Consider the following 13,947-nt stretch of genomic DNA (forward strand, 5'->3'; position numbering starts at 1 on the left):
TGACAGAAAGTGCCTTGAAAAATCAAAGCAGCCTGTTGTAAGGCGTAATCCATTCCATGGAAAACCAATGGGAGGTGCACCATGAGGGGGAAAGTGAAGTTAAAGGTTTCGGGAATTGAGAAATCATTCCCGGGAGTAAAAGCTCTTGACAGTGTTCATTTTGAAGTACAGGAAGGAACGGTTCATGCGCTTTGCGGCGAAAACGGAGCCGGCAAATCCACCCTGATGAAAATCATCAACGGAATTCACAATCAGGATGCAGGTGAAATTCACATAGACGGGGAACAAGTTGCGATCAACAATCCTCAGCATGCACAACAGCTGGGAATCGCCATGATCGCCCAGGAGCTCAACTTTGTACCGGAACTGACCGTTGAAGAAAACCTGTTTCTTGGAAGACTTCCTGGAGGTTCTGCACGGGTTGACTGGAAGAAAGTGAGAAAAAGCACCATCGAACTGCTGGAAAGAGAGAACCTCCCCTTCAAGCCAACGCAACTGATGAAAACGTTGTCTATTTCGGAAATACAGCAACTTGAAATATTAAAAGCCCTGTCCATTGACGCCCAGATCATCATCATGGACGAGCCGACATCCTCGATATCCAATAAAGAAGTGGAAATGCTTTTTCAAAAAATTGAGCAGCTGAGAAATCAGGGAAGATCAGTCGTCTATATTTCTCACAAACTGGATGAGATTTTTAGAATTGCCGATGAGGTAACCATTCTCAGAGACGGAACTGTTGTCGGCAGCTACCCCATTGAAGAATTGGATGAGGAAAATATCATACGTCTGATGGTGGGGAGAAAACTGGACAACGTCTATCCAAAGGAAATATTTCCAGTGGGAAAGACCATATTCGAAGTGAAAGACTTTTCGAGCGAAGGGGAGTTTAAAGGGATTAACTTCAGCGTCAAAAGAGGTGAAATTGTAGGTTTTGCAGGTCTTGTAGGGTCAGGGAGAACGGAGGTTATGAGGGCGTTGTTCGGCCTTGATAAACACACGTCAGGATCAATTTACCTGAATGAGCAGGAGATAAAAATCAACCACCCACGGGATGCCATTGCAGCAGGAATTGGAATGGTAACTGAAGACAGAAAGCGCTCTGGGATTGTGCCTGTCAGGAGCATCAAGGAAAACGGTTCACTGGCAAGCCTTGAAAAATTTTTCTTCGGAGGCAGACTGCGATGGAAAAAAGAAGAAGAAACCAACAGACAGTACTTTGAAAAAATGGATGTCAAAGCACCCTCTCTTGAAACACTGATACAGACCCTCAGCGGGGGTAATCAACAGAAAGTGATCCTTGCAAAATGGATGATGCGGGAACCCGATCTGTTGATTATGGATGAGCCCACAAGGGGAATCGATGTGGGCAACAAGTTCGCCATCTACCAGCTGATGCAGGATATCGCAAGGGAAGGAAAAGCCATCATCATTGTCTCATCAGAGCTTCCTGAACTCCTGGGCATGTGTGACAGAATCTACGTCATGAACCAGGGAACCATTACGGGAGAGCTGAAAAGAGAAGCGTTCAACCAGGAAGTCATCATGAAATATGCAACAATGTAGTTTAAGGAGGAGGAAAATGTTCTCAATCAAGAAAAGCAGTGTCGATGTCAGTAAATTTTCCATATTTCTGATACTGGTATTTTTCATCATTGTTTCCAGTTTTCTGAACCCGAACTTTCTATCCAGCGGAAACATCATTAACATCTTAAGGCAACTGGCAGTCCCTGTATTGCTGTCCTTTGGAGCCATGATGCTGGTCATCAGCGGCATGATAGATCTTTCGGCAGGGTCTGTTCTGGCCCTGGCAGGAGTGCTGTCAGTCAGTTCGTACAAAGTCACCGGATCACTGACAGTGGCTGTGGTTGTGGGTCTGGCAGTGGGTGTGTTTGCAAACCTCATCAACGCTCTCATGGTCGTTGAATTCAAAGTGCCGGCTTTTATTGCGACACTGGCCATGCAGATGGTAGCCAGAGGAGCGGCCCTTCACTATACTGGTGGACAAAACATTCTTCAAATTGGCAGTTACACGGTGTTTGGTCAGGGACATATCGGCCCCATACCCATATCGGTCATCATCATGGCGGTGGTCACCGGAATCATTTACTACATCATGAAGCATACCAAGCTGGGTAGATCCATGTATGCCATTGGAGGAAACGAGGAGGCGGCCATTGCTTCTGGTATTCACGTTAAAAAGAACAAGTATCTAACGTATATGATCAACGGACTCCTTGTCGGAGCAGCGGGAATTCTCTTCATGTCCCGCGTCAATGCGGGTCTTTCAAATGGAGCCATTGGTTATGAAATGGAAGGGCTTACAGCAACCATCGTCGGCGGCACCAGTTTTTCAGGCGGAGCAGGTTCAACCTTTGGCACATTGATAGGGGCATTGATCATCGGTGTTTTGAACAACATCATGAACCTGACAAGTGTCAATACGTATATACAGCAGATTGTTAAGGGAACCATCATCGCAGTGGCTGTTGTATGGGATATAAAATCAAAGAGGGGAGGTAGAAAGACAACCAGAAAAATAAGGGGCGAAAAAAGTACGGATAGCGAGGTCAAAGGCTAGTCTGGAGTTGAATCATTAATCATCCACAAAACAAGAGAAAAGGGGAAATTAGGATGAGCATGAAAAAAATGATCGCGATCTTCATGATGGTGACAATGGTTTTGGTAAGCCTTGCAGGATGCAATAGCGGAGGAGGAGCATCATCAGACAGTTCGGATGAGGGCACATACAGAGTGGCATTTGTTGCGCGAACGCAGGCAGACTCATTTGCAGCTTGGCTTGTCAATGAAATGAAGTCAGCTGCAGAGCAATACCCAGACTTGACACTTGATGTATTCGACGGACAGGCAGACGATGAAAAGGTGAACGCTGCAATTGAAAACGCCATTACAAACGGATACGATGCCATCATCGTGCAACCCAATAACGGAGAAGCTCAAAGACCCTATGTTGAGAGCATTGTAGAAGCAGGCATCATCGCAATCACCACCAATGCCAGGATTGAAGGAATCGACGGAGCCTCCTCGGTGGATGCAGATCCATATGTACAGGCAAAGGTGAATGCGGATATCGCCATTGATCAAATTCCTCAGAATGCAAAAGTCGTTGTATTGAACGGGCCGTCGGGCAACTTCCATGCAGACGAACGGCGTCGGGCGTGGGAAGTGGAGTTCTTTGAAAAACGCCCTGATGTTCAAATTGTTGGAGAACAGATTGCAGGCTGGAACAAGGATGAAGCCGTTCGGTATATGGAAGACTGGGTAACAGCTAACAGTGAAATTCATGCCATCATTTCCATGAATGACAACATGGCGGCAGGTGCACTGGAAGTGGTGAAAAACAATCCTGCATTCAGCGAAATACTGTCATACGGTGTGGATGGAACCCCGGAGGCAACCCTGCTGATCAACGAAGGAACGATGACATCCACATGCTTACAATCAGCCATCGACCTGGCTGAAGCCAACATCAACACCGTACACAAACTGTTGACCGGGGAAGCAGATGAAATTCACATGGACATTGATGCCATCCTCATTACCGGCGAAAATGCACAGGCATACGTTGATATGTACACAGAAAGAGGTTTGATTAACTAATCATGGTGAAGATCACAGGGATGGCATCAGCACGTGCCATCCCCACTCTTTCAGGAGGAGATGCAATGAGCGAGAAAATGAAAGTCGCTGTGATGACAGCCCTAAATGAACTGGAAATGCAGGAAAGAGATATACCGATACCGCAAGCAGATGAAGTGCTTGTCAGAGTGGATTATGTGGGAATTTGCGGTTCAGACCTTCACTATCTGGAGCATGGAAAAATCGGAAACTTCATCGTGGAATACCCATTTGTATTGGGACATGAAGTGGGAGGCACCGTGGTTGCTTTGGGTGAAAAAGTAAAACACCTGCAGGTGAATGACAGAGTAGCCCTTGAGCCACAGATCACCTGCGGTGAATGCGCGTTTTGTAAAAGTGGGAAGTACAATCTGTGCAGTGATGTGGTCTTTTTTGCCACTCCTCCCGTTGACGGTGTTTTTCAGGAATATGTGGCCCACAAGGGCACCCTGTGCTTTAAGCTCCCCGAAAATGTGAGCACCATGGAAGGGGCGCTGATGGAACCCCTGTCTGTGGGGTTGCACGCGGTTCTTCAGGGAGAAGCAACCATCGGCCAGACGGCTGTGGTGACTGGCACCGGTTGCATCGGCCTCACTTCAATGCTGGCCCTTAAGGCCATGGGGGTTTCAACCGTCATTGTTGTGGATTTGGTGGACCAGCGGCTTGAAAAAGCAAAGGAACTGGGGGCAGACTACACCATCAACGGAAGAAATGAGGATACCGTCAAAAGAATACTTGAAATAACAGCAGGAAAGGGATTTGATATCGGTATCGAGACAGCAGGTTCGGAAATCACCACCCGGCAGCTCATCGAAAGTGCTAAAAAAGGCGCAAACCTTGTTTTGGTGGGTTACAGTCCAACGGGTGAAGAAACCCTTCCCATCGGAATGGCCCTCGACAAAGAACTGACTTTCAAAACAGTATTCCGCTACAGAAACAGCTATCCCACAGCGATTAATGCCGTTTCATCAGGAGATATCAATGTCAAAGACATCGTAACACATACCTATGATTTTGAAGATATCAAAACGGCGCTTTCAGACGCCATCAACAAGAAAGACGAAGTCGTCAAAGCCGTTGTGAGAATAGGAAGGGAATAAGACATGTACTATATTGGAGCTGACTTGGGAACCACAGGGCTTAAAATGATCTTGATGGATGAAACAGGCAGAATCACCGCTTCGCAAACAGAAAAATACCCCATTGCCTATCCTTTTCAAAACTGGGCGGAGCAGGAACCCACAGATTGGTTCAATGCGCTTGTTAAGGGCATTCGGAAGCTGACAAAAGGAATCGCTCCTGAAGCGGTTAAAGCCATTGGCATTGATGGCCAGATGCACGGCCTTGTGATGCTTGATTCACAGGATCAGGTGATCAGGCCGGCCATTCTATGGAATGATACCAGAACCACAGAAGAAGTAACCTATCTAAACGATGAAATCGGAAAAAGCAAGCTTTCGGAGCTCACAGGGAACATCGCTTTCGCAGGGTTTACAGCTCCTAAAATCATGTGGGTAAGAAAAAATGAACCTGAGAACTTTGAAAAAATGAAGCATGTCATGCTTCCGAAAGACTACCTGAACTACATGTTGACAGGAATCCTCTCATCAGATTACTCCGATGCCTCTGGTATGTTGCTTTTGGATGTGGAGAAGAAGCAGTGGTCACAGGAAATGATGGCAATTTGCCACATTACTGAAGCAAATTTACCAAAGCTATATGAAAGCTATCAAGTGGTGGGAACCCTTAAAAGCGACATGGCGGAGAAACTGGGTCTCGGAAATCATGTGAAGGTAGTTGCAGGTGCGGGAGACAATGCAGCGGCGGCAATCGGAGCTGGAACCGTGGGTGACGGAAGGTGCAATATTTCCATCGGAACCAGCGGAACTGTATTTGTGGCAAGCAAGGACTTTAAGGAAGGAAAGAATCATGCGGTCCACCATTTTGCCCATGCTGACGGCACTTATCATTTTCTTGGCTGCATGCTCAGTGCAGCATCCTGCAACGATTGGTGGATGGAGAAAATTCTGGGAACCAATGACTATTCAATGGAACAGAATGCCATTGAAGACTTGGGGCATAATCACCTGATTTATCTGCCGTATCTCATGGGCGAACGGTCACCTCATAATGATCCCAATGCACGGGGGGCTTTTCTGGGTCTTTCCATGGGAACCACAAGACAGCAGATGACCCAGGCAGTGCTTGAGGGTGTCGCCTTTGGTCTCCGGGATTCCCTTGAGGTTATTAGGGAAGCGGGGGTGGTGGTGACGTTTGCCACATTCTGCGGTGGCGGAGCCAAAAGCAAACTATGGCAGCAAATGGTTGCCAATATTCTGGGCATAGAAGTCGGAATACTGGACAATGAGGAAGGCCCTGCTCTGGGTTCTGCCATACTGGCGGCAGTGGGAGACGGACTTTATGAAAATGTGGAAGAGGCTTGTCAGGCCATTGTCACTGTTAAGGAAGTCGTGAAGCCTGATCAGGAAATTGTTGAAAAATACAATCGTCTTTATCAAGTTTACAAAAATAGTTACCATGCCGTGAAGGGACTGCATGACCAGTTGAGCAGCCAGGCAAAAGGGTGATATGCCAGAGTCAAAAAACAGAAAAAGACGGGCGGGGATCAATGAATGGACCCCTGCCCGTCTTTCTGTATGAATCTGCTTATCTCAATCAAGGAGTTAATGAATGCCGGTAAGTCCGCTTTCGGTGCCGTTGGGTTCGTCGAAGAAGACGCCGGGATTCAAGATCATCGCCGGATCAAAGGCCCGCTTCACCAGCTGCATGATCTGAATTTCCCGGTGGCTGAACTGTAATGGCATGAAAGCTTTTCGGGTTCGGCCGGTGCCGTGTTCGGCGCTTACGGTGCCGCCGAATCGGATGGCCACCTCATACATGGCCTGGCGCATTTCCTCAAAGTAGTCCGGGAGCTTGCCATCCACCATGAGGATGATGTTATGAATATTACCGTCTCCAATATGCCCCACGGTGGGTGACTGGGTGCCGTACTGGTCAACCACCTGCATCAGTTCGTCAAGAAAAGCCGGGAAGTGAGCCGGGGGAACGGCCATATCGATGGCATCGGCTGCTTTTTCCTTAAAGGAAGTGTAGACATTACTGCGGATATCCAGGATCACCTTCTGCTCCTTGCCTGTTTCGGCAATGAGGCTGTCCACGGCACCATTGGCATCGCAGATATCCACTATTTTTTCCGTGTTGTCGAAAAGGTCGTCCTCAGTGGATTCTTCCAGAATCAGCATCAGATCCACCGATCCTTTTTCTGCCGGCCAGGTGAGGCCCAGATGATCTGCCGCCTCCTGGGAAGCTGACCGGTCAATGTACTCCATGGCCAAAGGGACCATTCCCTGCTTTAAAATCTGGGATACCGATTTGGCGGCAGCTTGCCGGGTTTCGAAGGAAATCAGCAGAGTACCCTTGTAAGCCAGACGGGGGTAGAGGCGCAGAATCACTTTGGTGACAACGCCCAGGGTGCCTTCGCTGCCAATCATCAGATGAAGCAGGTCATACCCCATGTTGTTTTTCAGCAGCTTGCCTCCCATCATCACCACCTCGCCGGTGGGCAGCACCACTTCCATTCCCTTGATGTGGTTGCGCATGATGCCGTGTTTCACAGCACCCACGCCGCCGGCGTTTTCCACAGCCATGCCGCCCACCTGGGCGCCTTCATCACCGGGGTGAACCGGGAAGAATAGGTCGTTTTCTTTGGAAAGAAAGGCATTCAGTTGTTCCAGGGTAACACCGGCTTCCACGGTGATCATCAGATTGTCTTCGTCCAGTTCCACAATTTTATTCAGCCGCTCCAGGCTTAAGACAATCCCCGGCAGTGTGGGAATGGCTGCGCCGCATAGGCCTGTGCCGCCGCCTCGGGGAAATACGGGTACACTGCTTTCGGTGGCATAGGTCATGATGGCGGCGATTTCTTCCGGTGATCCCGGTTTTACCACCAGGCAGGTTTCATCGGCCTTAGGGCGCAACAATGGCTCGGTTTCGTCATACAGGTAGCCCAGGGTTTGTTCCAGTTCGGTGAGTACCCAGTCGGGACCGGTGATTGATTTCATTTTTTCGATGACAGCTTCACGATTTTTCATGGCACCTTCTCCTTAATATTTTTCGGCTATATGTTTTTTGATGTGTAGCAATGGATGTGACGACAATGTGATGCTGCATGGCGGGAGATACCGGTATCAGGCATCGATGCGGGGAGCCGGAACGGGGACAGACTTAAACAGTCCGGGCAGGAACCCTTTCAGCAGTACGGGAATGATGATGACCACAATCCCCACATAGCCCAAGAACCCGTAACCACGGGCCACCAGGGGAATCAGGCCGAACTGTGCAATGGACCAGGTAAGCAGCACATAGACAGAAGAACTGGCGATGCTTCTTTTGCGAAGCAGGGCGGGGGAAGCGGGGGTGGCATCACGACTTCCCAGCCAGGTGACAATCCGGTTGGTCATGCCATAAATAAAGTTGACACCGGTGGAAACGGCACCCAATACAATCAGCACTGAAATCAGTGGCACCATCCAGGCGGCACCAATTCCGTTTTGAACAATGTAAAGTGCCGGTACAGCTTCAGCGGCGATCCCTTCATGGTAGTAGATCAAAATACCAAAGGTGGCCAGGGCCAACAGGCCATAGTTGAGAATGAACCCGCCAATGGCGGCTTTTTTGGCTTCAGCAGCGTCCTTGATGGCGTCGGAGTGGGCCAGGTAAGCGCCCAGAGCGCAGGTTTGGAAGGCGGCATAGAGAATGGCACTCCATAGCGCACCGCCAAAGGTGCCGGGATTATCAAGGGCACCACTTTGCAGCGCTCCGATATTTTCCCAGATTTGAGACCAGGAAACGATCACGTTGGGAATATAGATCACCAGAAGGCCGGCAATAATCAAATAGGCAATGTACTTGGCAGCTTTGCGCACCACCCCGGCTCCAAATATGGTGAGGAGAAGCAGGGCTGCAGCAATGACGAAGGTGTTCAGCAGGTAGGGGCTTCCGGTGACCGTGGTGATGGTGGCCCCCCCAGTGGCAAAGGCCACGGCAGTGGCAGTAAGCAGCACCAGCAGGTACATCACTTCAAAGAGACTGGAAAACAGCCCTTCCATCGGACGGTAGAATGAGAGTGCCCAGCTGCGGTAGTCATAGAGCCGGTGCTCCACTGCATACCGCCAGGCAAAGTAAAAGACCACCGCCTGCAGCCCAATGGCAACGACAGGCATGAGTGCTGCATACCAGCCATACTCCACAAAGAAGGAGATAATCTGACGGCCGGAGGCAAATCCGCCGCCAAAATGGGTGGTAAACCAGACGAACACCAGGGTTAATACGCCGGACTTTGCTGCCTGTTGATTCATTCATGACACCTCGCTTTTTTTATTTCCGGATCAGGCGGTGAGCCTGACCACTGGATAAAACTCCCTGCCGAAGGCAGAGAAGGTGATCCGATCATGTGTGGGCACCTGTTATGGCTTGCCCCGGCTAAAGAACCGGCCAGGTGCCGCCATAACGGCGAATCATCTGGGGCACCACCTCATAAAGGTCTCCCACAATCCCCACATCAGCCACCTGAAAAATGGGGGCGGAGGGGTCGGTGTTGATGGCCACGATGACATCGGCTTCTTTCATACCGGCCAGATGCTGTGGAGAACCTGAAATACCGCAGGCAATGTATACCTGAGGTTTCACCCGGTGGCCGGAATAGCCCACCTGATGATCTTTGGAAATGAAGCCGTCTTCCACCACCGTGCGGCTGGCACCCACTTCACCTCCCAGAGTTCGGGCCAGTTCCCGGAGCATGGCAAAATCATCCTGCTGTTTCAGGCCGCGGCCGCCGGAGACCACCACAGAAGCTTTGGTGATGTCCACTTCCAGCTGTCGGAGTTTTTCAATAACGACTCCTGTATCGGGTACAGGAAGGGGGAGCGGCAGGCGCACCACTTCTCCCTGATGTTCCGGGTTCGGCATCGCCTGGGGAAATTCCTGGTAACGGACAGTGGCCATTTGAGGCAGGGTGTCGGTCATGATGTTGGCCAGAATATTCTCGCTGAAGGCGGGGCGGGTTTGTACCAGCCGGCCGTTTTCATCCATGTGAAGATCGGTGCAGTCTGCCGTCAGGCCGGTGTTCAGGGCCGCCGCCAGCCGGGGGGCCAGGGAACGGCCAAAAGAAGTGGCACCGGTGAGGATCACTTCCGGTTTCAGCTCCTTGAGGAAAGCAGTCATTTGGGCAACGAAGATCTGTTCCTCCGGCAGGGCGAAGCAGGGGTCTTCCATCAGATACACCCGGTCTGCTCCCCGGTGAATCAGTGATGCCGTTTCCATGCCCGGTGTGCCGCAAAGCAGCACATCCAGTGTTGCCTGACGGGCATCTGCCAGCTGACGGCCTTTGTGCAGCAGTTCATAGGCAACGGGATGGGGCTGCTGCCCCTGGGGTTCTGCCACAATGAGGATACTTGGGTGAGCGGGATTCATGCCTCCACCTCCTTCAGCAGGTGTTTTGATTTTAGCAGGGTTTCCAGTTGATCCAGTGCTTCAGGCAGGGCGTCCCGATAACATTGCCCCTGACGCTGAGGTGCAGGAGGAATGACAATTCGCTTCACTTTTGTGGGAGAACCGGAAAAACCGGTTTCAGAAGCATCCAGATGGCCCGCCAGATCTGCCAGTTTCCAGCAGGGGATGACAGCTTTCCGGGCTTTCATTTTATCCCGCACGCCAGGCAGGCGAGGGGTATTGGCGGTTTTTGTGAAGGTGAAGAGGCCTTTGCCGGTCACCGTTTTGCGGTAGAAGCCGTCCCAGAGAGAGACCACTGCCGCCAGTCCCGTTCCTTCCTCCCAGCACAGTGACTCCGCATAGCTCACCAGCGGCAGGGCCAGCAGCTGCGCCACCTGGGCACCCACTTGTCCCGTATCACCATCCACCGTTTTTTCCCCGGCAAAAATGGCATCATAAGTGCCGATTTTTCCAATGGCAGCCGCCAGCGTACGGGCGGTAGCCCAGGTATCAGAACCGCCAAAGGCGGTGTCGCTGAGAAGCAGGGCTTCATCTGCCCCCCGTGACAGGGCTTCTTTCAAGCTTTTTTCTGCCTGAGGAGGCCCCATGCACAGGGCGGTGACCGTTGCACCGGCAGATTCCTTCAGCTGAACGGCGGCTTCCAATGCATTTAAATCAAAGGGATTCACTTCTGTTCCCGCAGATTTCCGGTCAATGACCCCTTTTTCAGTATCAAATCGAACTTTTTCCATATCCGGCACTTCCTTCATTAAAACAATGATGTGCACCGGAACACCTCCTTTAGGCTGATCTCTGTATGGCTTCGATGATGGTGCGGATTCGCTTGAGCCGTTCCCCCAACCCTGAACTCGATTCGACAAGTGGTTCATTTGTCAAATAAAAGGGAGGCAGATGCCAGCTATTTATCAGTTCACCGCACTGCCTGATAAAAGCGACGAGAATAAAAAAACAGGCAAATGAAAAATAATTCACCTGATAGGTTTAGACCAGTATAATGGAGGAAGAATCACTGGTCAACTGTTTCTGTTAATTCGGTAAAAAGTTGTAAAGCCGCCATGTTCTTTGAGGGTGTTCTGACAATTTGCAGAGAGTTAACGGAAATGTACAGCAATTTTTCAGGCAGTGTTGAAGAGTTAACAACACACGGTACACGACGGGTTTCAACAAGCTGCATGGCTGTGCAAGTCAAAGGTGACAATGATTGGCCCAAGGGATCAGTGCCCTCTGAGCAGAAGGAAACGTTTGACAGAATGGCACGGGGGAGTGGTTTGGATAGAGTGTCAATGGAACTGAGGAGGTGAAACGATGCCAATGCCCCGTTGGAAAAACCGCTGTGATAAGTACAGCGGCTGAGATTGAAGATGACATGTTTTGATTTAAGACTGAGCACCCTGGGTTGCCGGCAGGATGAGAGAAATACGGGTGCCCTGTCCCGGCTCACTGTGGGCTTTCAGAGTTCCTCTGTTTTTTTCCACCATCAAGCGGGTAAGCACCAGCCCGAAACCAGCTCCCTGTTCACCGGAAACTCCAGGGGTTGATTTATTGGCCTTAATGTCGAAAAGTGAGTCCAGTCGATGGGCAGGTATGCCCACACCGGTGTCGGTGACACTGATCTGGCAATATGTGTCATCACCCTGATATTCTACTGTGACACAGCCCCCGGCTTCTGTGTATTTGATGGCGTTGGACACTAAGTTTCGAAGTGCTGCAGCAATCATGTGTCGATCTGCATAGAGGGGGGTTCCGTTGCCGAACAGCTTCAATTGAATCTGCTTACTGACAGCTTCTTCCTTAAAATGAGACAGAGCTTCATTTGCAAGCTCGCCGGCATCCAACTGCAAGGGTTGCACCAGGTCATTATTTTGAGAATAGCGATACCATTGAAGCAAATCCTCCAAAAACTGCATGGTCTTGGCAGTGGTTTGTTGAACGGTTCGAAAAAGGCCTGCTTGCATGGCATCCTCATAGCTGTCTTGATCAATGGAAACAAGGTTCATCAAATTGATGATGCTGGATAAGGGGGAGCGCAGGTCATGGGCAATAATGGAGAAGAGAAGGTCCCTGGTATCAATGAGCTCCTGTAGCTGAGAGTTAAGTGCTTCTTCTTGATCCAGCAAGCGGGAGATGGCTGCGTTTTTTTTCATCAACTCCCGTTTCATGTTGATGAGTTCGTTGTTAAGGCCGCTCATCTGTTCCATATAATCGGCAGGAGGCACTTCGGTTTTCATTCTGTTTCGCAGCATTTGGGTTAGCTCATAATTGATTTGGACAAGTTCTTCACAAAGGTCCATTTCTCTTGAAGTTCCCGTCACCAGATACTGATCATTATGGCAGATGCAGCTGAAATCAAGGAGTAAAGGCTTGTTCTCACTGTCTATGACAAGTATCTCATGAAAAAAAACAGATTTCTTTTTTTGTGCTTCATGAATGAAACTGAAATATCGCTCCAGACTTTCGGGGGAGATGATCTGTGCCAGAGAATCGCCGGGATGAAGGGAAAAAGAGATCTGTTGCTGACTCAGAATACGATTGATGTGAAACGCTGTATCACAGAGGAATACACACCACTGGTGACCTGACTGGTTTTCAGATCTCAAGAACTTCGCCTCCTGTCAGTACTTCAATAGTTTCGTAAATGGCATCAAAGCTGCCGGCAGTGCCGGTGGCGCCGGTTTTGTGCCACAGCAGGGGATCGATGTTAAAAGGATACCCGCCCACCAGGATGGGAATAGGAATATCGGCCTTTCTTAAACGCTGTATCAAATGACTTGCTTTGGGGATATGATACATCATGGTGCAGGAAATAGCGATTACGTCAGGCTGTCTTTCCATGACAGCCTGAATCACGGCTGATTCCGGCATGTTGGCACCCAGATAGTGGGTGTTCCAATGACAGCACTCCAGATAATCACAAACCATTCGGATACCCATTTCGTGGAGTTCGCCGGAAACACAGGTGGCCAGAAAAACCTTGTCAATTTTGGGAAGGGAGAGAATGTGTTCGTAGAGTAATGACATGATATACTGGGTGGCAGCAGTTGCGAAGTGTTCCTGTGCAACATTGATTTTATTCGTCTGCCACAGGCGCCCCAGTTCAATTTGAAAAGGATGGAAAAGGTGGCGATACAAGTCTTTCACATCCACATCATCCTGGATTAGTTGCTGAACCAGTTTGGCGGCTCCGGAACGGTCGGATGCCAGTAAATGCTGGGTGTATCGTTTAAGCTCATCCTGCAGGGGTGTTGCAGGTGTTCCGGCGGAAGACGCAGAGCCTGCGGCTGACTTTATTTGGGAAAAACCCTGCGAAATGATTTCCTCAATGCGTTGGTAATGGGCAGTGGTGAAATGAATATCGTCCACTTCCAGCAACAGAACTTCCATGACTGCTTCGAAAAAATCAGAAAGGGTGGCGGAAGAAGCGTTTGAATGAGTTAACAAGTCGTTGGCCCATTGCGTGTAGGCATTAAAAAGGGTTTGACTTTCAATCTCAAGTGAGGTGAAAAGATTATCCAAGTGAAAAGTGGCATCGTTCATCGCCTGAAGATAGACTTTTTCATCCATAAGGTGTACATCTGAATCATGCAAATGGCGGATAATTGCAGCAACAATCCGGGAACGATGGCGGCGAAGATGTTCCAACCAGAGAAATCGATTAATCATCGGACAGACTCCTTTCATGAAAGTTGCAGATTAACCTCATCATAACATTTTCCTGCCATGAAAACCACATCATTCAACTGAGGGTAATGTCAGTATGGTAGAATAACAGCAGTGATC

At 49.6% G+C, this 13,947-nt stretch carries 11 protein-coding genes; 5 read left to right on the top strand and 6 right to left on the bottom strand.

Translation table 11 applies throughout. The annotated features are described in order from the left end of the window. Positions 1-81 precede the first annotated feature (81 nt). The 5 genes from AAIG11_RS05415 to xylB all read left to right on the top strand — a co-directional run bounded on the left by AAIG11_RS05415 (position 82) and on the right by xylB (position 6,227). Positions 82-1,566, top strand: coding sequence for a sugar ABC transporter ATP-binding protein (locus AAIG11_RS05415; protein ID WP_343185219.1), 1,485 nt, complete (start codon positions 82-84; stop codon positions 1,564-1,566). Positions 1,567-1,582: 16 nt separating this feature from the next. Further along, the gene (locus AAIG11_RS05420; RefSeq protein ID WP_343185220.1) at positions 1,583-2,581 is read left to right on the top strand and encodes an ABC transporter permease; all 999 of its coding nucleotides are present in this window, start codon (positions 1,583-1,585) and stop codon (positions 2,579-2,581) included. A 59-nt stretch (positions 2,582-2,640) separates the two neighbouring features. Further along, a complete protein-coding gene (locus tag AAIG11_RS05425) occupies positions 2,641-3,621 on the top strand; it encodes a sugar ABC transporter substrate-binding protein (RefSeq protein ID WP_343185221.1) in 981 nt (326 codons plus the stop codon). A 65-nt stretch (positions 3,622-3,686) separates the two neighbouring features. Then, positions 3,687-4,739 carry an NAD(P)-dependent alcohol dehydrogenase gene (locus tag AAIG11_RS05430; RefSeq protein WP_343185222.1) on the top strand — a complete coding sequence of 351 codons (1,053 nt, stop codon included), beginning with the start codon at positions 3,687-3,689 and terminating at the stop codon, positions 4,737-4,739. A 3-nt stretch (positions 4,740-4,742) separates the two neighbouring features. Continuing rightward, positions 4,743-6,227 (top strand): xylulokinase, encoded by a 1,485-nt coding sequence (gene xylB, locus AAIG11_RS05435; protein ID WP_343185223.1) that lies wholly within the window; start codon positions 4,743-4,745, stop codon positions 6,225-6,227. A gap of 96 nt (positions 6,228-6,323) precedes the next feature. Here the strand turns inward: xylB and AAIG11_RS05440 are convergent, their stop codons facing one another. From AAIG11_RS05440 to AAIG11_RS05465, 6 genes are all read right to left on the bottom strand, one after another. Next, on the bottom strand, positions 6,324-7,751 hold the full coding sequence (locus tag AAIG11_RS05440; protein ID WP_343185224.1) for an FAD-binding oxidoreductase: 1,428 nt from the start codon (positions 7,749-7,751) through the stop codon (positions 6,324-6,326). A gap of 96 nt (positions 7,752-7,847) precedes the next feature. After that, the gene (locus AAIG11_RS05445; protein WP_343185225.1) at positions 7,848-9,017 is read right to left on the bottom strand and encodes a YkvI family membrane protein; all 1,170 of its coding nucleotides are present in this window, start codon (positions 9,015-9,017) and stop codon (positions 7,848-7,850) included. A gap of 124 nt (positions 9,018-9,141) precedes the next feature. Further along, entirely contained in the window at positions 9,142-10,131 is a 990-nt protein-coding gene (locus AAIG11_RS05450) for an electron transfer flavoprotein subunit alpha/FixB family protein (protein ID WP_343185226.1), read from the bottom strand. Beyond that, positions 10,128-10,937 (bottom strand): electron transfer flavoprotein subunit beta/FixA family protein, encoded by an 810-nt coding sequence (locus AAIG11_RS05455; protein WP_343185227.1) that lies wholly within the window; start codon positions 10,935-10,937, stop codon positions 10,128-10,130. The genes AAIG11_RS05450 and AAIG11_RS05455 overlap by 4 nt, the downstream gene beginning before the upstream one ends. Before the next feature lie 609 nt (positions 10,938-11,546). Beyond that, positions 11,547-12,767 carry a sensor histidine kinase gene (locus AAIG11_RS05460; RefSeq protein WP_343185228.1) on the bottom strand — a complete coding sequence of 407 codons (1,221 nt, stop codon included), beginning with the start codon at positions 12,765-12,767 and terminating at the stop codon, positions 11,547-11,549. After that, the gene (locus tag AAIG11_RS05465; protein ID WP_343185229.1) at positions 12,757-13,830 is read right to left on the bottom strand and encodes a cobalamin B12-binding domain-containing protein; all 1,074 of its coding nucleotides are present in this window, start codon (positions 13,828-13,830) and stop codon (positions 12,757-12,759) included. Before AAIG11_RS05465 ends, AAIG11_RS05460 begins: the two co-directional genes overlap by 11 nt. Positions 13,831-13,947: the final 117 nt, after the last annotated feature.

Origin of the sequence: Anoxynatronum sibiricum (assembly GCF_039414295.1) — a bacterium.
Taxonomy (GTDB): Bacteria; Bacillota; Clostridia; order Peptostreptococcales; family Tindalliaceae; genus Anoxynatronum; species Anoxynatronum sibiricum.